The 25,075-nt window shown below is 52.2% G+C and carries 20 protein-coding genes and 1 pseudogene; 13 read left to right on the top strand and 8 right to left on the bottom strand.

The annotated features are described in order from the left end of the window. Nucleotides 1-8: 8 nt before the first annotated feature. From PJE062_RS23650 to PJE062_RS23640, 3 genes are all read left to right on the top strand, one after another. Nucleotides 9-2,684, top strand: a complete 2,676-nt coding sequence (locus tag PJE062_RS23650; protein WP_008552660.1) for an arsenate reductase (azurin) large subunit — start codon at nt 9-11, stop codon at nt 2,682-2,684. A gap of 209 nt (nt 2,685-2,893) precedes the next feature. Beyond that, nucleotides 2,894-5,260 (top strand): HEAT repeat domain-containing protein, encoded by a 2,367-nt coding sequence (locus PJE062_RS23645; protein WP_008552655.1) that lies wholly within the window; start codon nt 2,894-2,896, stop codon nt 5,258-5,260. A 117-nt stretch (nt 5,261-5,377) separates the two neighbouring features. Next, complete coding sequence (locus tag PJE062_RS23640) at nt 5,378-6,343, top strand: aldo/keto reductase (protein WP_008552516.1); 966 nt, start codon at nt 5,378-5,380, stop codon at nt 6,341-6,343. 5 nt (nt 6,344-6,348) lie between these two features. Here PJE062_RS23640 and PJE062_RS23635 read toward each other — a convergent pair whose 3' ends face one another. After that, nucleotides 6,349-7,371: a LacI family DNA-binding transcriptional regulator gene (locus PJE062_RS23635; RefSeq protein ID WP_083417503.1), complete on the bottom strand. Its 1,023-nt coding sequence runs from the start codon at nt 7,369-7,371 to the stop codon at nt 6,349-6,351. A gap of 118 nt (nt 7,372-7,489) precedes the next feature. After that, nucleotides 7,490-8,434 (bottom strand): 2-hydroxyacid dehydrogenase, encoded by a 945-nt coding sequence (locus PJE062_RS23630; RefSeq protein WP_008552521.1) that lies wholly within the window; start codon nt 8,432-8,434, stop codon nt 7,490-7,492. Nucleotides 8,435-8,982: 548 nt separating this feature from the next. Here PJE062_RS23630 and PJE062_RS23625 point away from each other — a divergent pair. Further along, nucleotides 8,983-9,675, top strand: coding sequence for a FadR/GntR family transcriptional regulator (locus PJE062_RS23625; protein WP_008552540.1), 693 nt, complete (start codon nt 8,983-8,985; stop codon nt 9,673-9,675). 45 nt (nt 9,676-9,720) lie between these two features. Here the strand turns inward: PJE062_RS23625 and PJE062_RS23620 are convergent, their stop codons facing one another. Beyond that, the gene (locus PJE062_RS23620) at nt 9,721-10,656 is read right to left on the bottom strand and encodes a sugar kinase (protein WP_008552542.1); all 936 of its coding nucleotides are present in this window, start codon (nt 10,654-10,656) and stop codon (nt 9,721-9,723) included. 402 nt (nt 10,657-11,058) lie between these two features. Between PJE062_RS23620 and PJE062_RS23615 the strand changes: the two genes are divergently transcribed. Together PJE062_RS23615 and PJE062_RS23610 are read left to right on the top strand one after the other, a co-directional pair. Then, nucleotides 11,059-12,102 carry a P1 family peptidase gene (locus tag PJE062_RS23615; protein ID WP_008552670.1) on the top strand — a complete coding sequence of 348 codons (1,044 nt, stop codon included), beginning with the start codon at nt 11,059-11,061 and terminating at the stop codon, nt 12,100-12,102. Beyond that, complete coding sequence (locus PJE062_RS23610) at nt 12,095-13,048, top strand: phosphotransferase enzyme family protein (protein WP_008552604.1); 954 nt, start codon at nt 12,095-12,097, stop codon at nt 13,046-13,048. Before PJE062_RS23615 ends, PJE062_RS23610 begins: the two co-directional genes overlap by 8 nt. 80 nt (nt 13,049-13,128) lie before the next feature. Here PJE062_RS23610 and PJE062_RS23605 read toward each other — a convergent pair whose 3' ends face one another. Further along, the gene (locus tag PJE062_RS23605) at nt 13,129-14,505 is read right to left on the bottom strand and encodes a glutamate decarboxylase (RefSeq protein WP_008552642.1); all 1,377 of its coding nucleotides are present in this window, start codon (nt 14,503-14,505) and stop codon (nt 13,129-13,131) included. 179 nt (nt 14,506-14,684) lie between these two features. Between PJE062_RS23605 and PJE062_RS23600 the strand changes: the two genes are divergently transcribed. Continuing rightward, on the top strand, nt 14,685-15,794 hold the full coding sequence (locus PJE062_RS23600) for an ATP-dependent RecD-like DNA helicase (RefSeq protein ID WP_008552592.1): 1,110 nt from the start codon (nt 14,685-14,687) through the stop codon (nt 15,792-15,794). 37 nt (nt 15,795-15,831) lie between these two features. Here the strand turns inward: PJE062_RS23600 and PJE062_RS23595 are convergent, their stop codons facing one another. Beyond that, nucleotides 15,832-16,254 carry a thioesterase family protein gene (locus tag PJE062_RS23595; protein ID WP_008552526.1) on the bottom strand — a complete coding sequence of 141 codons (423 nt, stop codon included), beginning with the start codon at nt 16,252-16,254 and terminating at the stop codon, nt 15,832-15,834. A gap of 189 nt (nt 16,255-16,443) precedes the next feature. Continuing rightward, nucleotides 16,444-16,782, bottom strand: a complete 339-nt coding sequence (locus PJE062_RS23590; protein ID WP_008552529.1) for a helix-turn-helix domain-containing protein — start codon at nt 16,780-16,782, stop codon at nt 16,444-16,446. 76 nt (nt 16,783-16,858) lie between these two features. Here PJE062_RS23590 and PJE062_RS23585 point away from each other — a divergent pair, with 76 nt between their 5' ends. Both PJE062_RS23585 and rpiB read left to right on the top strand, forming a co-directional pair. Continuing rightward, complete coding sequence (locus tag PJE062_RS23585) at nt 16,859-17,773, top strand: DMT family transporter (RefSeq protein ID WP_008552644.1); 915 nt, start codon at nt 16,859-16,861, stop codon at nt 17,771-17,773. Between the two features lie 101 nt (nt 17,774-17,874). Beyond that, nucleotides 17,875-18,324: pseudogene (gene rpiB, locus PJE062_RS23580) on the top strand (ribose 5-phosphate isomerase B). Between the two features lie 57 nt (nt 18,325-18,381). Here rpiB and PJE062_RS23575 read toward each other — a convergent pair. Both PJE062_RS23575 and PJE062_RS26210 read right to left on the bottom strand, forming a co-directional pair. Further along, nucleotides 18,382-19,065: an alpha/beta fold hydrolase gene (locus tag PJE062_RS23575; protein WP_008552668.1), complete on the bottom strand. Its 684-nt coding sequence runs from the start codon at nt 19,063-19,065 to the stop codon at nt 18,382-18,384. 25 nt (nt 19,066-19,090) lie between these two features. Then, the gene (locus tag PJE062_RS26210) at nt 19,091-19,369 is read right to left on the bottom strand and encodes a hypothetical protein (protein WP_157039318.1); all 279 of its coding nucleotides are present in this window, start codon (nt 19,367-19,369) and stop codon (nt 19,091-19,093) included. 208 nt (nt 19,370-19,577) lie between these two features. Between PJE062_RS26210 and PJE062_RS23570 the strand changes: the two genes are divergently transcribed. The 4 genes from PJE062_RS23570 (at nt 19,578) to PJE062_RS23555 (ending at nt 25,036) form a co-directional block, all read left to right on the top strand. Next, entirely contained in the window at nt 19,578-22,034 is a 2,457-nt protein-coding gene (locus PJE062_RS23570) for a Tex family protein (RefSeq protein ID WP_008552560.1), read from the top strand. Nucleotides 22,035-22,331: 297 nt separating this feature from the next. After that, nucleotides 22,332-23,213 carry a hypothetical protein gene (locus PJE062_RS25880; RefSeq protein WP_157039317.1) on the top strand — a complete coding sequence of 294 codons (882 nt, stop codon included), beginning with the start codon at nt 22,332-22,334 and terminating at the stop codon, nt 23,211-23,213. Continuing rightward, nucleotides 23,203-23,580, top strand: a complete 378-nt coding sequence (locus PJE062_RS23560; protein WP_008552613.1) for a CesT family type III secretion system chaperone — start codon at nt 23,203-23,205, stop codon at nt 23,578-23,580. The genes PJE062_RS25880 and PJE062_RS23560 overlap by 11 nt, the downstream gene beginning before the upstream one ends. Before the next feature lie 136 nt (nt 23,581-23,716). Then, a complete protein-coding gene (locus PJE062_RS23555) occupies nt 23,717-25,036 on the top strand; it encodes an amidase (protein ID WP_208982463.1) in 1,320 nt (439 codons plus the stop codon). The last annotated feature ends 39 nt before the right edge of the window (nt 25,037-25,075 follow it).

Here is a 25,075-nt window from a genome sequence, read left to right as displayed (position 1 = left end):
AGTAAATCATGTCAACTCCCTACTACATTCCTGGAACAAACATTCCGCTGCCTCCGGTAGACGCTGATGTTCTTTCCACTGCTTGTGATTATTGTATCGTAGCGTGTGGTTATAAGATCTATCGCTGGCCTGTTAAGGGCGGAAAAGTAGGTGGTGAAAAAGCCGCTGAAAACGCCTTTGGCGTAGACTTCCCGGTTGATCCGCTGGGCCCATGGGTTGCTCCTAACCAGTACAACGTTGTGCTGCACAAGGGTGAACCTCACCATGTGATCATCATTCCGGATAAAGATACCAAGCATGTAAACATCAATGGTAACTCATCTATCCGTGGTGGTGCGCTGGCGAAGAAGGTTTACAACCCTCAGACCCCAACCCGTGATCGTCTGAAGTCACCAATGATCCGCATGTTCGGCACACTGATGCCAGTGACCTGGGATCTGGCTCTGGAAGTTGCTGCGGAAGTTGGTAAGCACGTTATCAAGAAGCACGGCGAGAACGCTTTCTGCGTGAAAACATTCTCCTACGGCTACATGGAAAACACCTATGCGATTTCCAAGTATGCTCTGCGCTCTGTTAGCACTGCGAACTTCACTTTCCACGACACTCCGTCTGATGTGACCTCCACACCAGGCTTCCGTGACGCTGGTTTCGACAACTTCGGTCCATCCTATCAGGATTGGAAAGATGCTGAGACCCTGATGGTTTGCGGTACGGACCCATATGAGTCCAAGACCATCCTGTTCACTGACTGGATGATGCCTGCGATCCAGAATGGTCAGAAGACCATCTTCATGATCCCACGTAAGACCGCTGGTGTGGCTTACGCTGAGAAAAATGGCGGTCTGTGGCTCGACATCCAGCCTGGTACTGACCTTCTCGTTGTGAACGCGATTGCTCGTGTGATTATCGAAAACGGCTGGCAGGACGCTGAGTGGATCCGTGACTGGGTCAACAACAAGTGGGAAAGCTCCTCAGGCTTCGGTCAGGGTACCCGTAACACTCCATGGCAGTGGCGTACCACTTGGGGCAAATTCCAGACCAAAGGCTACGAAGACTTCGTTAAGTGGCTGATGGCTCAGGATGAGTTTGAACCAACTGCAGCTGCTGAAACTGCTCAGATCGATGTAGAGAAGATCTACACAGCTGCTGAGTGGATGGCGAAACCTCGTGAAGATGGATCACGTCCTAAGACATCCATCATGATCGAGAAGGGCTTCTACTGGTCCAACAACACCGGTAACACCAATGCGATTTCTTCCCTTGGTATTATCTGTGGCTGTGGTGGTCGCCCAGGTCAGGTTATCGGTCGTGCTGGTGGTCACCAGCGTGGTGGCTTGAAGGGTGGTTCTTACCCACGCAACAAGTCTCCTGAGAAACTGCCAGGCCGTCGTCGCCGCGCAATGGATACCGACCGGTATCTGATGAGTGGTCACACCCGCTTTGCTCACGTGATTGGTAACACCTGGATCCAGTCCATGTGTGGTTCCCAGTCTCTTGCTGCAAAGTTTGAAGAGCTGACCGTTCAGAACCCAAATCAGGTGCGCTCTTACGACAAGCAAACCATCATCGACACACTGAAGAAGCGTGTAGACAGCGGTGGTATGGTTGTTGTGAACCAAGACATCTACCTCGTAGATCCAATTGGTGCACGTTTCGCTGACATCGTCTTCCCAGCTGCAGGTTGGGGTGAAGACACATTCACCCGTGCAAACGGTGAGCGTCGTCTGCGTCTGTATCCAAAATTCTACGATGCACCGGGTGAAGCAAAACCTGACTGGTGGATTGTTGCGAACCTCGCGAAGAAAATGGGCTTCAAGGGCTACGACTGGAAAGACTCCAATGAAGTGCTTGAAGAAGCAGCCCGCTTCTCCCGTGGCAGCCGTAAAGACTTCTTTATGCTGAAGGTTGCTGCGCAGAAGGAAGGCAAGACTCTTCACGAGAAGTTTGCTGAGTTCGGTACTGACGGTATTCAGGGCCCGGTTGTTATGCTTGAAGATGGCACCCTGCAGGGTACCAAGCGTCTGCATGATACCACCCGTGAACTGTCTGCGACTGGTCCAAGTGGTTCCAACCGCTACAACAAGAAGCTCACTCACTTCAACTCTCAGACTGGTAAGTGTAACATCCAGAAGAGCCCATGGAGCCTGTTCTCCGATTACTGGGCATGGATGAAGCCGAAGGATGATGAGCTCTGGGTGACTTCTGGTCGTATCAATGAGCGTTGGCAGTCTGGTTATGATGACCGCCGTCGTCCTTACATCGTACAGCGCTGGCCTGAAAACTGGGTTGAAATCCACCCAGATGATGCGAAAGAGCGCGGTATCGAGAACGGTGACTATGTGATGCTCTACTCTGACCGTATTCCGGTTCAGACAGACACCACAGTAGGTATCGAAGGCGATGACTTCACCTTCACCAAGCTGATGGACGAAGGCCACATCGAGCTGACTGAAGCAGCGATCACTGCGGTAGCAATTGTTACTCCAGCGCTGAAGAAGGGCATGCTTTACATGGACTTCCTGCACACTGCACAGCCAGCGAATGCTCTGTCTGGCCGCGTGGTTGACTGGATCAGCGGTAACTACAACTACAAGATGGGTGTTGGTCGCATTAAGAAGATCGGCACAAGCCCATACAAGGATAGTTTCCGGTCTATGTCTTTCGCTCGTCGCGATATTGCATAAGAAATCAGGAACTGGCGGGCGCACCCCGCCAGTTCTTTTTCCGCTTGTGCCAAGGGGCTTTCAGAGGTTGGCCCTTTTGCAGAAGTGGACCTTGAAGCGGTTGGCTTTCGATGTTGAACCTTCAACCTGCTTTGAGTTTTAGTTTTGCGTATTCTTGCCGTGATCCGGTGCCCACTTTTCGAGAATACGCTTGAGGAGAAAAGCCAATCATGACGGTTTCCACCAGGCGTTTGGATCAGGATTTTGCAATCGAGCAGACCGAAGCTACCGATAAGCTCGTGAAGATCCTGTGTGAGTTGCTTGCAAACGGCGAAGAGCGTGAAAAGTGTTTGTCCGCTCAAATTCTTGGAAAGTTTGGAAATTCGACAGCTCAGGCCGCACTAGCAGAAGCTTTGCGGGATGAGGATGAAGACGTTCGCAGTGATGCGGTAGAGGCTCTGATCAGCGCGGGCAAAGGCCTTGATGCTGATGTGCTTCTCTGGAGCCTGCTGAACGACCCTGTGCTGGAAGTGAAGCTCTCGGCCATTGATGGTCTTGCAATTGTAGGCGGAACAGTTGCTGAAGAGTGGCTGACGAAGCTTGCCAAAGATCGCTGCGAAGATGACGTTGCCTGGGATGGTTACGGCGCTGAGTGGGATGACTGGCTGGATGTGCAGCGTAAGTCCATTCTGGCGCTTGGCACGCTCAAGTGTGAAGCATCGGCGGCTACGTTGCTGGAAGCTGCACGGGATCCGTTTGGTCAGGAAGTCTGGCCGGAAGTTACTGTGGCGCTCGCTGAAATGGGTGTGACTGGCTTGCTGGAACTGGCTGGGCTGGCGTCTGATGCTTCTGCTCGTGTGCGCGAGCATACGGCGCGTGCGCTTTCTTCTGCGAAAGATGAGCGCGTTGGTGAGATCCTGCGTGCTCTGTTTGCTGATGCTGATCCGGATGTTCGTGTTGCAGCGGCTGAAGTGCTGATGGCACGTGGTGAAGAAGCTGATCTGGCTGTTCTGCTGGCAGATAGTGAGCCGCAGATGCGCCGGCTGGCTTTGAAGGCTCCGGGCAAAATCTCTTACTCCAAGCTTGAAAAAGTGGCTTTTGAGGATGAGGAAGAAACGCTGCGCGTGATGGCGCTGGAGCGGATGGCTTCAGTTGAGATCACCAAGCCGGATTCGTTGATTGAGCGGACTGAGCGCTCTCTACGCAGCGCGAGTGATGTGTTTGTTGCCGCTCTGGTCCCGGTCTTGGCGAAGGTGGAAAGTGAAGCTGCGACCTCACTGCTGACTGAAATCGCGACCCACCGCACGGAAGAAGCTGTTCTGAAGGCATTTATCGTGCTGCATGGGGAGAAGCCGAGCGTTGAAGGGCTGGCTGTGCTGCAGGAGCAGGTTACCAGTGCTGAACAGGAAATCCGCCTTGCCGCTTTGAACTCACTTGCCAAGCTGGCTGAAGGTGAGGGTGACATTGCAGACAATGCATCTGTGCAGCTGGTCTGGGCTGTTTCCGGCAAGCTGATGCCTGAAGCGCATGATCAGGATATTCTCGACACTGCGAAAGAGAAAGATCCGTCTGACCTAGGCAACAACGGCAAAGGTGACGATAAGCCGCCGCGTGTTCAGATTGATCGTGAAGGTAATGTGATCGAGCCGCAGATTCCAGAAGAGGTCGTTGCTGAAGAAGAGGTTGTTTCGGAAGAGCCTGCTGCTGAGGATCTGGTTGCGAAGGTGACCTCCGGTGCAAACGAGGTAGTCTCTGAAGAGGTGCCAGAAGGTGCGATTGAGAGAGCTGAAGATCTGCCGGACAATGTTGTTGCCTTCCCGGGTTCTACCCTTGGCGCTATCCTGAACACTGAGGATGAGATTGAGAAGCTTGCAGAAGAGCCTGTTGAGCTTGGCAAGAAGGACATGCACTTCCTTGAGTTGGCGAATGAGCTGATTGAGAAGAAGCGTGTTGTGCCGGGTCGTCCTGATGATCCAGCGCTGGACATCCGTCTGTTGGCTTTGCGTATCTGTGGTGATGCGAAGCGTCCGGAGCTGATTGAAGCGTTGGTGTCTGCTCTGTCTGACCGTCAGATGCAGGTTCGCTTTGCTGCAAGCCAGAGCCTCGTGCATCTGGTTGAGAATGGTCTTGAGCTTTCCGAAGATGCGATTGACCGCATTCTTGCTCTGCCGCCTGAGAACGATGTTGCCGTGCGTGCCATGCGTGTTGAGCTGCTTGGCACCTCTGCAAAGCCGGAAGCTGAGAAGGTTGTGACAGCTGCATTGAAGGACAAGACCGATGCTGTGTCCGCGTCTGCACTGAAAGTTTTGGCCGGAAAAGCTGAGGCTAACATTGATGTACGTAGCTATCTATCAAGTCCGCGTCGTCGTTTGCGGGTGACAGCACTGGAGCTTGTGAGCGCTGAAGCTGACACTGGAGCGCTGGATGATATCTTTGAAGCTGCGCAGATGGAAAACGGGGTTCTTATCCCGGGAGCTGCAACGTGCCTGCGTTGTTATTCTCAGGAAAAAGTCCTTGGTGCCATGGAGCAATGGCTGGAGGGAGATCTCTCCCGCAAGTTGGCTGCATTAGAGGTGCTCAACAAGTACGTGGCTTAGAGTATTTGGCTCTTTGATGAGCTGAAATGGTTCGCGCTGGTGTTTATCTGGTGCACAATACGTTGTAAGGAAACCTGCTGGCCTATGCTGGCAGGTTTTCTTTTTTGAGGGGGCATCATGCGATCAAAGACACTTTCCACCGGTTACAAGATGCCAATGCTGGGCCTTGGCACGGTGAACTTTGGAGAAGGCAAAACCTATCCTGCGCTGCGTGCGGCGTTGAAGGCCGGGTATCGTCACATCGATTGCGCGATGATGTACGATAACGAAGCGGAGATCGGTCAGGCAATCGCTGATGCGATGAAAGAAGACGGCATCAAACGCGGAGATCTCTTCATCACCTCCAAGCTTTGGAACAGCTTTCATAAGCCTGAGGATGTGAGAGGTGCACTAGAGAAGACGCTTGCGGATCTTCAGATGGAGTATCTCGACCTTTATCTCATGCACTGGCCTGTTGCGCTGAAGAAGGGCGTGAAGAAGCCTACCAGTTCAGCGGATTACTATTCGCTTGAGGACGTGCCGCTGATGAGCACGTGGCGTGAGCTGGAAGAGTGTTTTGATGAGGGCTTGGTGAACACCATCGGCGTTTCCAACTTCAGCACTCACAAGCTGGAAGACCTGATCATGGAAGCGCGGGTTGCGCCTGCGGTTAATCAGGTGGAGCTACATCCGTTCCTTCAGCAGAATGAATTGCGCTCTTACTGCCTGCACAACAACATCGCGATTACGGCTTACTCACCGCTTGGCCGTGGTATTCCTGCTGACCTGACTGAGCAGCAGAAGCAGGAGGTTGTTCTGGCACATCCTGTTATTGAAGAGATTGCAGAGAAGCATGATGCGACCACATCTCAGGTGGTGCTGAAATGGGCGATCCAGAACGGCATTATCGTTGTGCCGAAGTCAGGCAATCCTGAGCGACTCGCACAGAACCTTGCGGCGCTCGCGTGCGATCTTGATGAGCACGACATGTCCCGTATTGCACATCTGGACAAGAACCATCGCTTCATTCCTGGCGATGAGTACTTTCTGTCCGGCAGCCCTTACTCCTGGGAAAATCTCTGGGACGAGCCTCGTCCTAAGTAAAGGCGTCAGACCTGAAATCTGGAAGAGTCGCGTACCAACAGATGCGGCTCTACACGCTCCGTCATGGTGGGGGCAGTGTCTCCATCAAGGCGTTTGATGAGCAGGTTGGCGACGTCCTTGCCGATTGTGCGTGGGTAGCTCTCCACTGAGGTGAGGGCAGGTGTCCATGCTTCTCCCTCTGGAAGATTGTCGAAGCCGACTACGGCGAGGTCCTCGCCAATATTGCGGCCGGCTTTCTTTAGCTCTGCTGCTGCGCCGACTGAAACCAGATCGTTGTGGCAGAGCAGGGCGGTGAACTCGGTTTGGTTTGAGATCAACTCCTGCGCTTTGATGCGGCCGCATTCACGATCGAAGCCACATACTTCCACATGGATATCTGCTTCAGGAATGCCTGCTGCTTTCAAGGCGTCGTAAAACCCGCGTTTGCGCTCGCGGCCTGGCATTGTTTCCTGCAGGCCTGCGATCATTGCGAACTTGCGGTGGCCTTGTTCCAACAGGTGTTTGGTGGCCAGCTGAGCGGCCTGATAGTTGTTGGAGCCGATGTAATCCATGGCTAGACCTTCAATCTCACGGCAGAAGGTGACAACTGGAATCTTGCGTGTGCTGGCGATCTCAAAGTCGCTGCGCTTGGTGCCCGCGCTTGGGCTGATGGCGATGCCAGCTACGCCGTGACCGATGACTTCCTCCAGCATAGTCTGCTGGCGCTTGGTGTCCTCTCCGACATTTGCGATCACAGGCAGATAGCCGTGTTCTGAAAGTGCGGCTTCCAGTGAGGTGCAGAACTCGGCATAAAACGGGACTGAGATGTCCGGTACGAGTACGCCAATAAGGCGTGAGCGGCCGGAACGGAGTTTGGCGGCGTTGTAATCTCTTACAAAGCCCAGCTCCTGCATTGCTTTCTTTACGCGAGCTTTGGTTTCTTCCGTCATGCGGCCGGTGTCGTTTATTGTATTCGACACGGTCGCCACCGATACCCCCGCTGCTTTCGCAATATCGGACACAGTAACTCTGGATTTTTTTAAAGGCATGAATTTGCTTTATTTATAAAGTAAGTGGAACTCGCAGGTAACAATAACACCTGAATCGAGTGGGTGTGAGCTATATTTTTGTTTTTTCTATGTAAATGTTGTTGGGGTTACGTATAGGTTAGAAATTTAGTCGGCTAAATACTTCTCCATTTCGCGTATAAGATGAAATATTTTCAATTACTTGGCGTCCCATCTCCAGTCGCGTTTCCAGTGTGGCACTTGCGAGATGGGGTGTGAGTGTTGTGTAGGGTGAACTGATCAGTTCATTGGGAACATTGGGCTCATCTGGAAATACATCCAATGCTGCTGCGCCCAGTTTTCTGCTCTCAAGTGCAGCGATCAAATGTTGAGTGTTTACTAATGAACCGCGGGCAATATTGATAAGAAGGCCTTGAGGTCCGAGTGCTTCTAATATATTAATATCTATAATATTTTTTGTGTCGGGACTGCCTGAAGCGGCAATAACCAGCACGTCAGATTCGTTTGCCAGCTCAAGAGGTGTCGCTCTGCATAGGCTGTCCTCGGATGGGTCGCTGTTCCTGTCGCAGTACAAGATATGCATGCCAAATGTACCGCCGAGAATCTCTGCGGTTTTTCTGCCAATACGCCCATACCCGAAAATGCCGAGTGTTTTGCCGCGTAAGCTGTAGCCGATGCCGAGTTTGCCCCTGAGCCAGTCGCCATTGCGGATAAAGCGGTCCCCCTCTGCAATTCTGCGAGAGGAGGCGAGGGCGAGCGCAACCACATGATCGGCGACGGCTTCGGTCAGCGCGTCTGGCGTCGTGGTGATGATGATGTTGCGATTGCGGGCCTGATCCAGGTCGATTTTGTCGTAGCCTGCACCGTAGACCGTGATGAGTTCCAAATTGGGCAGGGAGGCCATGAGTTCTGTTGGCAGGCCCACATCCCCCTTGGTGGCGACCACTCGAATGTTTGGCAGTATTTGGGCTTTCAGATCTTCGTCCTGCTGAAGCTCCCAATAGTGGGCAGGCGAGAAGCGGCGATCCATCTCCTCGTTGATTTCATCGGGCGCATAAGGGCTTAGTTGCAGAACATCGGTCATGTACAGTCATCTGAAGATTACTTGAACGTCACCGTCAAGAATGACTCAAGTTGCGGAAGTTCGCCAGAGCAGAGTTTGACCTGTCCAACAGATGCTGTGTCCTAAGCTGTTGGAAAACGCAGAGAACTCAGGTCAGCGTGAAGATCAGATAAAGGAGGCCTACGAGGATACTGGTGACAGCCAAAGTGCCACAGAAGTCAGTTGCCGCACACTGAATAGTCTTGAAAGGAAGTCGACGCATAATAACACCCCCAACCTTGGAGAGACCCCACAATCCCTCTCAGATATATTAGAAAGATGCGCTGTAAATAAGTAGACTACATAATGTCGCAGTTGCTTAAGCAGACATGGTTGTTCGCTTATTTTGATGAGCTCATAATTGGTGTAGTTCTCTGATTTTACTCAGGGTTTTCTACTGGTGTTTTTGCGAGATGTGCTTTGGGCGGGTTTAGGGTGGCAAGCTTGTTAGCTCAGGCGGGCTGTTGTAAATTAATGCAATTCCAAAGGCTGCAAACAGCTAAGAAAAACAAGAATAATTGGAGTGAGCGGTGGCCCGTCCAGCAAACCTCTCGAATGCGGTTTACGACAAGATGAAAGAAGCTGTCGATTCCGGAGAATTTCCGGAAGGCTTGAAGCTTCCGACTGAAAACGCGCTTTGTGAGCGGTACGGCGTCTCGCGGCCTGTTGTACGCGGTGCAATGGAGCGCCTGCGTAAAGAAGGCTACATCAAGACTGTGCGCGGTTCTGGTAGCTTTGTCATCAAAGAGCACGTCACTCCAACCCCATTTGCTCCAACCCTTGGTGAGTTTGCGATCTCTGGAATTGGTGATGTCATCCAATGCCAGGAAACCCGTATGGCGTTTGAAGGTGAGATGGCGGCACTAGCTGCTGAGCGCTGGACAGATGAGGAAATGGAAGAGCTGGATGCCGCGTTGGCGCAGATCCATAGCGATGGATTGGACTCCGTCGGTACCATTGATGGTGATATGCGGTTCCATGCTGCGGTGGTGAAGGCTGCGAAGAATGAATATGCCGCTGCTGTTTATGAGCTAATGAAGCCGCAGATCCTCGTGGGCATGAACATGAGCAAGGGGCTTTACCCGCTGCTGCCGGAATTTGCGCGTCGTCATGGCATTGAAGAGCACAAGGCCATTCTGGATGCGATCCGCGCGCGGGATGTGGAAGGTGCGCGCCGGGAAATGCGCAATCACATCGGCTTCTTTGGCGATCAGTTCAAATAAAAAAGGCCCGCTGTTTTAGAGCGAGCCTACTCTCATACTTGCCTATCAGATATCTCGGGCCTTCATAAAGGCTTCGACCTGGTTCCGTGTTGGGATTGGAGCAACTGCACCGTAGCCCTGAGTGGTCAACGCTGCTGCGGCGTTGGCGTATTTGAGGCTCTCTTCCAGTGACTTGCCTGCCACCACATTGGTGAAGAATGAGCCGGAGAAGCAGTCGCCTGCGCCTGTTGCATCGATAGCCTCAACCGGATTACCTGCCACGCGCTTTCTCTCAGATGCGGTGGCGTACATGGCGCCTTCTTTACCCAGCTTCAGAATAACGTTCTTTGAGCCGAGGTTGAGGTAGAAGTCGCAAATTTTGTCTGGATCAGACAGGCCGGTCAGCACTTCGGCTTCATCAACGCTTGGCATGATGAAATCAACGAGACGTGCAGTTTCGTGGATGATGCCGCGGGCGCGGTTCAGATCCCACAGTTTGAGGCGCAGGTTGGTGTCGAAAGAGGTGAGCGTACCGCCCTCTTTAGCAATTTCGATGCCTTTGAATACGCTGTCGCAAGAACTGGTGGAGATGGCCTGTGTGATTGCGGTGACGTGGAACAGCTTCGCTGCGCGGATTGCATCTGCTGGCAGCTGCTCTGGTGTGATCTGCGATGCGGCGGAGCCTTTGCGGGCAAAGCTGAAGTGGTGACCTTGCTCGTCGTGAGAGATGAAGTAAATACCGGTTGCCGCAATGGCGTTGCGTTCAACAAGGTGGGTCTGGACGCCTTCTTTCTCCCAAAGATCAATGAACTTGTTGCCGAAAACATCAGTACCCAGATGGGTCAGGATTGCGACGCTAGCGCCCTGACGGGCTGCGCAGCACGCAAAGTTTGAGGCATCACCACCAAAGCCGGAGAGATAGTCCGGGCCTTCACCGCTGTATTCCTTGACCTGATTGAACTCGAACAACGGCTCCCCAAAGCTGATGATTTCTGCGGTCATTTTGTCCTCATTGTTCAAAGTGTATCAGGCAGCATGCGTCACTTTTGGCCAGTCCTATCAGTTTCCTGCAGCCGGAGCGGTTGATATGATGCAGGAAAGATTCTGATGCTTGGAATTTGGTGACAGCTAATTGGTAGACCATTTTCCGATATTTCGGGGTATTTTGCAATTAGCTGCTTACACTTATTTTCGTTGATTTTATTGAAATTCTTGATGAGTTAAAACGGGAAAACCATCGGATATATACAGGGAGGTTATACTGGAAGTGAAATTGGTCGGCCAATATTGAAGCGGATCTTTCCTGAATTAAGCCACCATTTGCCTTGATGGCGTTGTTTGCTGATTAACTATGAAATAGGACTGGTACACCTGAGTGGAATACGATTTGTGCCAGAGGTTGGAATGTTTCAGAAAATCAATATTGGGTCTTTGCCAAAGGGTCAGCGGAACACAATCTGTGATGTTCCGGGTGTCAAAGTTGGGCACGTGACGCTTTCGGATGGAGACTGCCAGACTGGCGTGACAGCAATTACCACTCACAATGAGAACGCCTTTAACCTGAGAACCCGCGCGGCTTCCCATGTTTTCAATGGGTTCGGCAAGAGCGTCGGGCTGGTGCAGGTTGAGGAACTGGGAGAGCTGGAAACGCCTATCTTGCTGACCAACACGTTGAGCGTTGGTGCTGTGAGTGAGGGGCTTATCCAGCATACGCTGGCAGAAACGCCAGACATCGATTTCGTGATGGGAACCATCAACCCTGTCGTGTTTGAATGTAACGATGCTTTTCTGAACAAGATCAGTGCGTTGTATGTTCGGCCCAATCACGCTCTGGAGGCGATTTCTGCAGTTTCAGACGAGTTTGAACAAGGTGCAGTTGGTGCAGGACGGGGCATGTCCTGTTATGGGCTGAAAGGGGGCATCGGGAGTGCCTCTCGCCAGGTGAAACTGGGCAATAAAGAGTACCATGTGGGTGCTCTGGTGCTTTCCAATATGGGCCGCATGCCGGACTTTACATTGGCTGGACGGCACATTGGTCCGCAGATTGAAGAGAAGCTGGCACGTGATGAGAGTGGGCCTGAGAAAGGTTCCATCATCATGATCGTTGGAACGGATCTGCCACTGAGCGAACGACAGTTGAAGCGAGTAGCCAGACGGACATCCGTAGGACTTGCACGAACTGGTTCATTCCTTGGTCATGGAAGTGGCGATATAGCTTTAGCGTTCACAACTGTGGATCCGGTGGACATTAAGAGCAGAAAACGTACGCATTCGGTGGAACAAATGGATGAGCGGCGAATTGACAGAGTGTTTAGAGCAGCAGCAGAAGCTACAGAAGAAGCAATCGTCAATTCAATGTTGAATGCAGAACGCGTGACGGGTCGTGATGGCAACACGCGCTATGCACTGGGAGATTTTGGCGAGTTAATGGGGGATGCAAATGAATAAGCAGGAAATCAAGCTCCTTGATGAAGCTTTTGCCTTGCCGGAAAACACCAAGTGGTCCTCTTTTGGAGAAGGCCATGCCAATGAAACATGGTTGGGAGAGATAGACGGTGACGAGCCTGTGGTTCTTCGTCGTCACAATCCAAACAGAACCGAAGAGCAGATCCTCTCTGAATTCAAATGTCTGGACCTGCTTCATGATCTGATTGGCTATGAGGTTCCGAAGGCGCTGTACGGTGTTAATCAGGAGCGTGTGACCGAGGTGGAAGGTGCACACTACTCTCTCTTTGAGCTGATCGAAGGGGAAACACCTCCACTGGACAAGGTTGAGACCTGCAAGCAAAGCGGTCAGGCTCTGGCAAATCTGCACATCAAGCTTTGGGAGGAGCGGGATGCGTTTAAATTTGCAGAGGAAGAACGTCCGGGTGTCAGCAAGGAGACGCTGAAGTCTGGCGCTGCGTTACTGGAAGCGCTTTCTGGGATGGAAGCTTCCAAGAACATCGATGGCAAGTACCTGACCTCAGAGTACTGGACTGATGTTGAGGCATCTCTAAATGATGCCCTTGGTGCTTTGGCGAAGCTGAATGAGACCAAGCATCTGATCCATGGTGATTTTGGCCCGCCGAACACGCTGATTAGTGAGAACTCTGGTGAACTGGTTGGTATTCTGGACTGGGATGAATGCCGTTGGGATTTGCCGGTTTATGATGTGGCTGGCGTTTATCCGTTCCTCTGCGAGATCGATAAGTCGCTGGGCGAAGCGTTTGTTGATGCTTACTTTGAAGGGCTTAAAGGCTCGTCTCACCCATTGGCCGCACGGGAGAATGAAACCCGTGATCTGATGGGAGCTGTGCAGTACGTGGCGACTTACAAAGAGTTTGAGCTGATGGTTGAGAACCATCTTGATGAGCCAGACTATCTGGCACAGCTGCTGGAACAGCTGGCCTGATACTCAAAGATCATCTCTCACGGGTTTGTTTGGGGCATATCCTTTTCCGAAAACCGGTTTCCACTTTTCGGGGATATGTTCTATCCGTGAGAGAAACTTGGTCCAGCCTCGGACCACTTGATGTTGTTTTTGTCCAGATAGTTCAGGGCTTTCTTGATGTCCCAGTAGAGCTGCTCGACGGCATCGTGAGAGACGCCGTGGCGGATCATGACGCGCTGGACAACCGTATCTTCCATATCTGATGGCAGTGGATAGGATGCGATTTGCCATCCATTCATGCGGACGCGCTCTGAAAGATCGTAGAGCGTGTAGTGAGCTTTGTTCGGATGTTTAAGGCGATAGCATACGCAGGGTAGGGCGCCGTTGCCGTCGTAAAGGATATCCAGCTCCGGCAGTTCTGATAGTTTCTCTGCCAGATACTGAGCATTTTCTGCGCAAGCGGACTGGATGTCTCGGTAGCCATCCCATCCTAATCGCATGAAGTTGTAATACTGGATGACGATCTGTCCGCCGGGGCGAGAGAAGTTCAGCGCGAAGGTGGGCATGTTGCCGCCCAGATAATCAACGTTGAACACCAGATCAGACGGCAACTCTTTTTTATCGCGCCAGATCACCCAGCCCACACCCAGAGGCGCGAGGCCGAACTTGTGGCCAGAGGCGTTGATGGATTTCACGCGGTCGAGGCGGAAATCCCACAGCAGTTCCGGATGCAAGAAGGGTGCAACGAAGCCACCGGATGCGGCATCCACGTGGACTGGGATGTCCAGACCGGTTTCATTCTGAAGCCTATCCAGCTCCTGGCAGATTTCTTTGACGGGTTCGTAAACGCCGGTGAAGGTAACGCCCAGTGTGGGGACGACGCAGATTGTGTTTTCGTCCACATAGTCTTTCAACTGCTCAGGCCGCATATGGAGAGAGCCTTCGCTGAGTGGGATCTGGCGCAGTTCCACATCGAAGTATTTTGCGAACTTATGCCAGCACACCTGAACAGGACCGCAAACCATATTGGGCTTATCGTGAGGCTTGCCTTCTTTCTTGCGGCGGTCTCTCCATGCCCATTTCAGTGCAAGGCCGCCCAGCATGGCGGCTTCTGAAGAGCCGGTTGTGGAGCAGCCGATGGTTTCTTCGGCTTCCGGCGAGTTCCAGAGGCTAGCGATGATGTGAACGCAGCGGGCTTCGATCTCTGCCGTTTGCGGATACTCATCCTTATCGATCATGTTCTTATCGATGCAATCAGCCATGAGTTTGTGGACTTCATCCTCCACCCATGTGGTGCAGAACGTGGCAAGGTTTTGCCGTGCGTTGCCATCTAGATACAGCTCGTCCCGCACAAGATTGTAGGCTTCTTCCGGGCTCACTCCGGTTTCTGGAATGCGGGCTTTGGCTAAGCCTTCAACGGCGCGGGCCGTGGCGTAGATGTCGGGACTTTCGCTGGCACATGTCTTCCACAGTGGCATGGGGTTGCTCCGAAATTGATAGGCTGCTGCAACCCTAGCGACAGTGCCTGAATTCCGCGTAAGTTTCACAAGTTCAATTTGGAGTGTCCTGTTGACCTTTTTAAGAAAACGAGGGCGTTTCAGGTCAGCTTCGTTTATTACTCATTGACGTTTGAGAAAGTTATTACAGGTGGTCTGGAATGGATTGGTCTCCGCAACAAGATGATGCACTTACTGAAGTGGCGCGCTGGGCACGCTCTCACGGGCCACAGGTGTTTCGCTTGTTTGGGTATGCCGGAACCGGAAAGACCACGCTGGCCCGTCATTTGGCAGAGGGTTTGGATGGTGAAGTTGCCTTTGGTGCGTTCACCGGTAAGGCTGCGCACGTTCTGCGCCAAAAAGGGTGTGCGGACGCGTCGACCATCCACTCGTTGATCTATCGCCCCAAGGGGACGAAGAAGGATGATGAAGACGAGGATGAAAGCCCGCAGTTTGCCATCAACCGCGATAGTCCTGCTGCCAAAGTGGATCTGATCATCATCGATGAATGTTCCATGGTGGATGAGGAACTTGGACGCGACCTGCTTTCCTTCGGCAAGAAGGTGCTGGTGCTGGGTGATCCTGCGCAGTTGCCACCTGTTCGTGGTGGTGGTTTCTTCACCGAGGCTGAGCCGGACATCATGCTCACCGAGGTTCACCGTCAGGCGAAAGACAATCCGATCGTGCGCATGTCCATGGATATTCGTGATGGGGAAGAACTGGACTTTGGCCAGTATGGTGACAGCGCCGTGATTTCCCGCCGGGAGATCGATAAGGAGCGCATCCTTGCCTCTGATCAGGTGCTGGTTGGTACCAACAAGACGCGCCGACTTTACAATGGCCGTATCCGTGATCTGAAAGGCTTCACCACGCAGATGCCGTCTGTAGGTGACAAGTTGGTTTGCTTGCGCAATGACAAGACCAAGGGCTTGCTGAATGGTGGCCTTTGGGAAGTCTCCCGCCTGCGTCCGCCACGCGGCAATACGCTACGCTTTGACGTGATTTCAGAGGATGATTTTTCCAAGAAAGCCGTCAAGGTGAAGGTGCTGCCAGCGATGTTTGAGGAAGGCAGCGAGCAGCTCCCTTACGCCATCCGCCGCCGGGCTGACGAGTTTGACTACGGCTATGCGCTGACCGTGCATAAATCTCAGGGTTCTCAATGGGATGATGTGGTGCTGTTCGACGAAAGCTGGGCCTTCCGCGAGCACAAAACCCGCTGGCTCTACACCGCTGTGACCCGTGCTGCAAAGAAGATTACAGTGGTGCGGTGAGAGGCGATGTAACGTCATCGCCTCACGGTAAGACTCCCTAAAGAAGATAGTTCGACAGTTCCTGACGAATGTCATCGGTGAACTTCTTGGCTTTGTTTGTGGTCAGATCGATCTGAACCATGGTTGTTTTGGCTGAGGCGGCGACTTCGTTGTTTTGGACAACGAGCTGCTGAAGCTCCAGTGAGCTTCCACCAATTCTGGCGATGCCGGTGTAGATCTGCACTTCTCCGGGCCAGAACACAGGGCGCAAGAAATCCATATTGAGGTTTGCCAGTGCGAAGCCGCTGGTTTTGGTGAACAGGTTTAGCTTCTCATGGATGAACAGTTCGGTACGTCCGGTTTCTAAGAATGTGCTGAACACGGCATTGTTGACATGGCCCTGGCTGTCCGCATCGCAATAGCGGAGTTTATCCGTGGTCACTGAAGCGTACTTCTCTAGATCACTCTTAGAAACTGCCATGCTTATGCTCCATTCCGTCTGGGGTATTGTACCCGTGATTCAAATGCTGCTGATGGTATAGGTGTGCCAGCTGCTCGCCAAGTTTAGAAGCCCAGGCAAAAAGTAATGATGTTTTCTTAGGCTTTTTGCGTGAGCCGATAATTTATTGAGATCGTTTCTGAGCTGCATTTGTGCTGTCAGATAGGCTCTCTAAATTGTCGGAACCCATTCCATCGCCCAGTCGCCTAGAGGTTCCAGGCGGTTATAGAGTTCCCGGCCTGTCTTAGTCAGGGTGTAGCCGTCAGAGGCTTTTTCGATGAGGCCGACGCTGCGTAGTTCTTTGAGGCGTGTGTTCAGAACGCTTGGCGAAGCTGAGCCGCAATAGGCCTGAAGCTCGCGAAATGTGCGGTTTTTCTCGCTCAGCCCCCACAGTATGCCCATAGCCCATCGCCTGCTGAGCAGGTCGAAGAGGACCATGATCGGCTGCCCGCTTGGAGAGCCGGGCACTGGTTCGCCATGTTTTGCGACGGGACGATCTTCTTCACTCATGGTGCATGTTCCTTGCTTCTAAAATCGAAGCGGTGTAATGCTTCTAATATAGTAGCAATTTATCGGATTTCAGAGAATGCACAAGACAACTCTTTTTCATCTTTCCTTATGGCTACTGCTCGCTGCCATGTGGAGCTCGTCTTATGTTGTGATCAAGATTGGCGTTGCTTCCCTTGAGCCCGCTTTTCTGGTTTTCGGACGGATGCTTGTTGGTAGCTTGATTATCTTTAGTGCTTTGAAAATACGTGGCCTTTCTCTTTCCAAAGATCCCGTCGACTGGGTTTCCTATGCGGTGACAGGGCTTCTGGGCAGTGCACTTCCTTTTCTGCTTATCAGTTATGGAGAGCAGTCGGTTGATAGTGCTTTGACCTCCATCCTCATGGGGACATCGCCAATGGTGACACTGTTACTTGCCGCGTGGCTTGTTCCTGAAGAGGCACTCACGCTTAGAACCACGCTTGGTGTGTTGGGTGGATTGACTGGTGTCGCGATCCTTGTTGGGCCAGGTGCACTTTCTGGATTGGGCGTGCAGGTTACGGGGCAGTTCGCCATCCTTGCTGCGACAGCTTCTTACGCAACCTCAACGGTTTACATCAGAAAGTATGTGAAGCGCCCGCCGTTGGAGATGGCGGCTGGTTCAATGATTGTGGGGACGGTCACTATCGGGATTTATGCTGTGGCTACAGGCACAGACTTTTCAGCCATTGAGCTGACTGGTTCTTCTCTGGGCGCAGTTGTCTATCTGGGCGTGATTTCAACAGCTTGCGCCAATCTGATTTACTTCTATCTGGTCCCCAAAATTGGTGCCAACAGAATGTCTCAGGTCAACTTTGCCGTACCCGTTGGCGGCGCTATTCTTAGTGTTATTCTGCTAGGGGAAGTGATGACCCCTCAGCGCTTTATCGCGCTGCTTGTCATCATCGGTTCGGTCTATCTGGGGACGGCGAAGGGGAGGGGGAGAGTTGCTGAGCAGACTGGTGAGACGGTGTGATTGAGAGGGCGACACTGATAGATGTGGTGCGGTGACGTGAAACAAGGTACCAATCTCATCCGAGAATTGCCTCAGCCTTCAAGAAACGGGATTTTTTCTTCATGCCATCCAACAAACGGGTTGTTCTTTCCAGTGATCACGCAGGTATTCAGCTTCGACATGTCGTTGCTGCTCATATCGCTGAGAAGGGTTGAGAAGTCGTCGATATTGGGCCGACAACGCCTGAAAGCACGCCTTATCCAAAGCATGGAGAAGCGGCTGCGCAGCTTGTTGCCTCCGGTGATTGCCGGTTTGGGTTTGTTTTATGCGGTACTGGCCAAGGGATCATGATGGCAGCAAACAAGATCAAAGGTGTTCGCTGTGGGGTTTGTAGTGACACATTCTCCGCTCGCATGATCCGTGAGCACAACAACGCCAACATGCTTTCTATGGGTGTTCGCGTGATTGGCGAAGGAGTTGCACTCGATATCGTGGACGCATTCCTTTCCGCTCAGTTTGAAGGCGGACGACATGCAATGCGCGTGGAGATGATTGAGGCGCTGGAAGGGTAGTGTTAGCTGGCTATGGTAGTAACAAGTTCAACTATCACAGTCTTCGTGAGTTAAAGTTCAATTCAGACTTCCTATGAACTCCGATATTTTTGTAGCAGTCTCTCCAGCATTTGCTTGCAGTAGGAAGTGCGGCCCCTCAATCGTGCAGAATGTAGCTGACGTGCGATTAAAGGGAGCTGACATTCTCTGTGGTACCAATCGGTCGTGTTTTGCCTGCAAATACAATGTAGGTACGCTTATCTCAGTAAGTTGCGAAATCACATCAACTTTAAGAACTTCCGCCAGCCGTTTGGAAAGAGTCGATGCTGGAACCTTATTCAATGCCTGTTTGAATGTGCTCGTAAAATCACGGTTAGACCACTTTCCCATCAAGATTGGCTGTACCATCTGCGCTAGGTAACTAGATTTTATTGGAACAACTTGAAGGATGTACGCGAATGATGCGGGCAGGTTTCGTGGCCTTTGAGCAAAGGTTGCGACGAACACAACACCTTTTAAGAATTTGGGGTGCTTTGCAGCGATCATGGCTGCGAGGGGGCCTGAGAATGACTCAGCTACAATGATGAAATCTTCACTGGGAAGTAACGCATAAAGCCAGTCTAAAAGCTCATTATAATGGGATAGGTTTGGCGGATATGAAATCGTCTCAACTTTGTAATTTGCAGAAAGAGACTCACGGATCTTGCAGGAGAGAACTCCTGTGCCATCTAAACCTGGTAAAATGACGATTTTCATTTCCATGAGAAATCCCTCTTAATTCACACACTCAACAAGGCTCGCCATTCATCACGTGTGGGAAGTAAAGACGGTCCCAATCGTCGGGGCGAAAAAGTACTTTACCGTTCGACAATAATCGGTCGGATTCTCGATAGGGGATCTCTGATATCTCGCAATCCAACTCAAGTTCCTTAGGTGCAAGATGGAAGTGATCATTCTCTTTGGAGAGAGATTGAAGCAGTTCTACAAGATCATCACGGCCAGCTTCATTGAGAAACATTTCAAAAGAGCCGTCGCTCCTTATTGATAATGTGATCCGTGATTTCATAGCAAAGCTCCATTTGTATGATTTATAGTATCACCATCTACAAATTGTGTTGTCTTGAGAAGACAGAAAATGGAGCTGATCTTCCGAATGATGCTCTTGCAGGTATCACCCCTTTCTTTCCCTGTTCATATTCCCTTCTCGCACCTAGTTTTGCCCGCATTGGGGACCTAGGGTGGGCTTTCAATATTAATAAGCCTATGAGATTTGAATGTCTGATCTGAGCTCTGTTGCTTCTTCTTCCTCTTCTGCCAAAGCTGGTGCATTGCCTGCGGATGTTGCTTTGCGGATTTCTCAGCGGATTGCTGGTGAAATTGGCTGTGCGCCGGGGCAGGTGAATTCTGCGGTGCAGTTGTTGGATGAAGGCTCTACGGTTCCGTTTATTGCGCGCTACCGTAAAGAAGCGACGGGCGGGTTGGATGATAGCCAGCTGCGTACGTTGGAAGAGCGCCTGATTTACATGCGTGAGATGGAAGATCGCCGCAAAGCGATTGTGAAATCCATTGATGAGCAGGGCAAACTTACCGACGAGCTGGCAAAGCAGATCGCGACGGCGGACAACAAAGCCGCGCTGGAAGACCTCTATCTGCCTTACAAAAAGAAGCGTCGCACCAAAGCGCAGATTGCACGTGAAGCTGGCATTGAGCCACTGGCTGATCTGCTGCTCGGTGATCCGAATAAGATGCCTGAGAGTGAAGCGGGCAGCTTTGTTGATGCGGAGAAAGGCTTTGCGGACACCAAGGCCGTGCTGGATGGGGCGCGTCAGATCCTGATGGAGCGTTTTTCCGAGAACGCTCAGCTGGTTGGTAAGCTGCGTAACTATGTGGCGCGTCAGGGGGCTGTGAAGGCGGAAGTTGTTGCGGGCAAAGAGCAGGAAGGTGCGAAATTCTCAGATTACTTCGGTTACTCCGAGAACTGGAAGAACATTCCAAGCCACCGTGCACTGGCGCTGCTGCGTGGTCGCAATGAGGGCATTCTGGCGTTGGACCTGAAGGTGGACGAAGACGACGTTTCCGCTGTGAAGCCTGTTGAGCAGATGATTGCGGATGCTGCGGGTATCGAGAACAAGGGCCGTCCTGCTGACAAGTGGCTTTCTGATGTGTGCCGCTGGACGTGGAAGGTGAAGATTGGCCTTCATGTTGAGCTAGACCTGATGAGTGAGCTTCGTGACAAGGCGGAAGAAGAAGCGATCAAGGTTTTTGCTCGTAACCTGAAAGACTTGCTTTTGGCCGCTCCTGCTGGGCCGCGTGCGACGCTGGGGCTTGATCCGGGTATTCGTACCGGTGTGAAGGTGGCTGTTGTTGATGCAACGGGCAAGCTGGTGGATACGGCAACGATCTACCCATTCCAGCCACGCAATGACATTCAGGGTTCGCTTGCAACGCTGCGGATGCTGGTTGCTAAGCATGGTGTGAGCCTGATTGCGATTGGTAACGGCACCGCAAGCCGTGAGACGGATAAACTGGCTGCTGATCTGCTGAAGGACATTCCTGCTGAGCATCGCCCAACCAAGGTGATGGTGAATGAGGCGGGAGCTTCTGTTTACTCAGCTTCTGCGTTGGCTGCGAAGGAAATGCCGGATGTGGATGTGTCGCTTCGCGGTGCGGCGTCTATCGGTCGTCGTTTGCAGGACCCACTGGCGGAGCTGGTGAAGATTGAGCCGAAATCCATTGGCGTGGGGCAGTATCAGCATGATGTGAACCAGACCAAGCTGGCGCGTTCTCTGGATGGTGTAGTTGAGGATGCAGTGAACGCGGTTGGGGTTGATCTTAACACCGCGTCTGCTCCGCTGCTCTCGCATATCTCTGGCCTAACTGAGAGCCTTGCTAAGGCGGTGGTTGAGTATCGCGATACGGTTGGTGCTTTCAAAAACCGCAAGGAGCTGCTGAAAGTGGCTCGCCTTGGGCCGAAAGCGTTTGAGCAGTGCGCGGGCTTCCTGCGGATTGCAGATGGCGATAACCCGTTGGATGCGTCTTCTGTTCACCCGGAAGCTTATCCAGTGGCACAGAAGATCATCAAGGCGTGTGGTCGTGATATTCGTGAGATCATGGGCTCCAACCTGCTGAGCAATCTGGATCCAAAAGAGTTTACGGACGAGAAATTCGGTCTGCCGACTGTGAAGGACATCTTCTCAGAGCTGGAAAAGCCGGGCCGTGACCCGCGTCCTGAGTTCAAAACGGCCTCCTTCCAGGACGGTGTTGAGACTATGCAGGATCTGAAGCCGGGTATGATGCTGGAAGGCACGGTGACTAACGTGACCAACTTCGGCGCCTTCGTTGATATCGGCGTGCATCAGGACGGTCTTGTGCACGTGTCTCAGCTAGCAGACCGGTTCGTGGATGATCCGCATACGGTGGTGAAGGCTGGTGATATCGTGAAGGTGCGTGTTGTTGAGGTGGACATTGCCCGCAAACGTATCGGTCTGACCATGCGCAAAGACAGCGCGGATGCTCGCGAAAATGCACGGGAGCGTCAGGCTGAGCGTGGCGGTGGACGCAATCACGGTGGTGGTCGTCCGGGTGGCGGCAATCGCCCGAATGGTGGCAACCGTGGTGGTGGGCCTCGCGGTGGTGGTCGTGGTGGTAATAAGCCAGCTGATAATGGTGGTGGTGGCAACAACGCCATGGCTGCTGCACTGGCTGCGGCGTTCAATAAGCCGAAGCGCTAAGTTCGCTCTTTAATTGAGTTTCAAAGAGTCCGCCGGTTCTTCTGGCGGGCTTTTTTGATGGCTAAAATACAGTTGTTTTAAATAAATTTTATTTGTTTTGGATTGGACGGTTGGGATGAAGATCTGGCAAAGCTTATGAAAATCATATGGTTGTATGCTTTATCGAATTTTTGGTTTCTGATCTTCAATTTTATGTAATCGGCTCCTGTGCTGAATCTGACAGTTAGATTTTCTCTCGCTATTACTATCGATTTTGAGAGATTATTTCTAGTTTAGGTTGTGTAATGGGAGGTTCAGGTGCCGACGTTTAGTTCGCTTGTTCATTGTCTTCGTTCGAATACTGCTGAGACACCTGATACTGTTAATTTCACAACAGTGAAGAAAGCACAGAAGTACCTTGGTGAGTTTCAAGGGCAAGAAGTGCGTGTGTCTGCGCAGACTTTTGAGGACTTGAAGACTGCGCAGAAAGTTATCTGGCAGACCAAGCAGTTGTTGCCTCATGGAGCAGGTAACTTGCCGTCAGACGTCTTTGCTTCGCGCGGTGAGAGCTATCTGCGGGCTAATTATGGGCTGGCTAAAGCATCACAAAATGGCGGTTTAGCGGAGAGTTCTTTGCGTGTGCAGGCCGGAAACTGCTCTGGGCATGCGGAGGTGAGTTACAAGCTTCTGGCAGCATCTGAAACGGAGCGTCCGGTGGCTCGCGTTTCCTCTTCGATGGTTGACCATGCGTTTTGCATGATTGGTGATCCCAGAGACCCCACGCAAGAGGCTGTTGTAGTTGATGCATGGCCGACGTTTCCGGGGGCTTTTCGGCTTCAGGACGGGAAGCAAACGATCATGGGAGAGGCACCGACCGTGGTGTCGTGGACGAAAGCTGGGCCAAAGCCTTCACTGACGCTGGATATTGAAGGGCTGAAGCCTATTCCCTTCGAGGAGATTCAGGGCTTCTTCAAGTCACTGGATGTTCCCAGTGAGCCGGGCAAGAAACTTGAGCGTTTTATTGTCGAGCAAAACTCCAGATCCAAATTTATGTCTTCACACCTGAGCACCATGGAGAACCCGGCTACGACTTATGTGACGGACTGGACTGCGGATACCGTGCAGGCGGATGAGATAACGGGTGCGTATTTCAATGAGAAGTATGCGGGGCTGAAGGCAGGGAAGAAGCATGGTTTCTGAGAATGTGAACTTCCATCATCTGATGAAAGATCTCATGCGCCAGTACCTGATCAATGAGTATGAAGAGAATGAGGTTTATCAGGTGGATGTTGATGGCCAGTTCAGCATGTACTTTGTGGGGAATGAGCCGGATTACATTAAACTGCTGGTTCGGGTAGAGCGTGAGGCCATTCATGAAAGCCTGAGTGATGGCAATCTGCTGACGCTGAACTTGCCTGATGTTGAGGGGCATCCCATCATCGTCGGGCAAGGGGAGGATGGCTCCGTGGTGTTGTGGTCTCGCTTGGCTCTGAGCGGGTTGGCCCTGCCGGATCTGCTGGAGAGTGTTGACGCGTTAAGCTCTGCCGCTTCTTCCCTCGCTGCATAAACGAGGTTTGCTGCGCTTCACGTTGGCGGATTAACAGACTGGTATCTCTTTTGTTTGGAGATGATTGAACTTAAGCGCAAAACAAGCGACAACCATCAGACTGCGATAATATGCATGTGTGATGAGTGGAGCTAACTTGTCGACGGATCCTCGTATACACTTCAGAGCGGTAGATGTAGCACGCCGGTATATTGATCGGGCAATGGACCTGCCTGATGGATATGTTGAGCGTATCTTTCTGGAGTTTGATGCAGAGCGGATCATGCGTTCAGCTGAGGCGGCTGATCAGAGGCAGAAGGATGCGTATGGCACGCTGCCTCTGCATGGTGTCGCGGTTTCTCTCAAGGATCTGTTTGATGAGTTTGGCATTGTCACCAGTGCAGGCTCGTCCTTCCTGCGCAATCGGGCTCCGGCCTGTGAAGATGCCAAGGTGGTTTCTGCGCTGAAGGCTGCTGGGGCTTTTACATGTGGCCGTACCAATATGAGTGAGCTGGCCTTCACCGGGTTAGGGCTCAATCCTCACTTTGGATCTCCCGAGAATATTCTTGATGCACTGCGCATTCCTGGTGGGTCGTCCTCCGGTGCGATGGCGAGTGTTGGGCTTGGGCTGTGTGATGCCGCGCTGGCGACGGACACGGGCGGGTCTGTGCGTATTCCGGCAGCTCTGAATAGTCTTTATGGATTCAAACCGACGCGTGCGGCGATCTCTACCAAGGGCGTTTTCTCGATTTGCCCCTCGTTTGATACGGTCGGCTTTATTGCACGATCACTGCATATGTGTACCCGATTGCATGCGGTGCTTTCCGGCCAATGCCTTGTGCCACGCAAGATCAGCAGTCTCGATGGTTTACATGTGGGGCTGGTTGCTTCGCCTTTGGCTGAGGGGCTGGACACTCAAGTCAGCGCTGACTTTGATCGCGCGATGCTGGCGATCCGGGATGCTGGAGCTATCATCGCTCCGGTTTCGGAGCCAGCTTTGTGTCACAGCACGACTTGCCTTGGTACGATATGTAGTTATGAGGCGACTGCGTTGGTTTCCGGGTATCTGGAAGGGCTCAAGCAAACCGCAGATCCTTATGTGCTTGAGCGGATCCTCCAGTCTGCTGAAGTGACGAGCAAAGAGATGGAAGAGGCGCGGTCCAAGCGGGTGGAAGCTATTCGGGCCTTTAAAGAGATGGCGGGCAAGTTTGATATTCTGATTGCACCGACTGTGCCGATCATTGCGCCGATGCTGAGTGATATTGACAGCAATCTGGAGAAGATTGGTTCTCAGCTTTCGCAGAATACGCGGGCGGTGAACTGGGTAGATGGTTGTGCTGTGACTATTCCGATGAACACCTATGGCACGCCGGGTACGGGTTTGATGCTGTTTGGGCGGGCCGGAAGTGACTGGCATGTGCTTGAAATGGCAAGTCTGATTGACAAGGTGATAGCTCCTGCGCGAGTAAAGGCGTGAGTTGAGCGCATTCCTGCCTGAAGATCAGAACTACATTGG

Origin of the sequence: Pseudovibrio sp. JE062, from assembly GCF_000156235.1 — a bacterium.
Lineage (GTDB): Bacteria > Pseudomonadota > Alphaproteobacteria > Rhizobiales > Stappiaceae > Pseudovibrio.
Note: the sequence above shows the minus strand (reverse complement) of the source record. Positions and strands in the feature narration are given on the sequence as shown.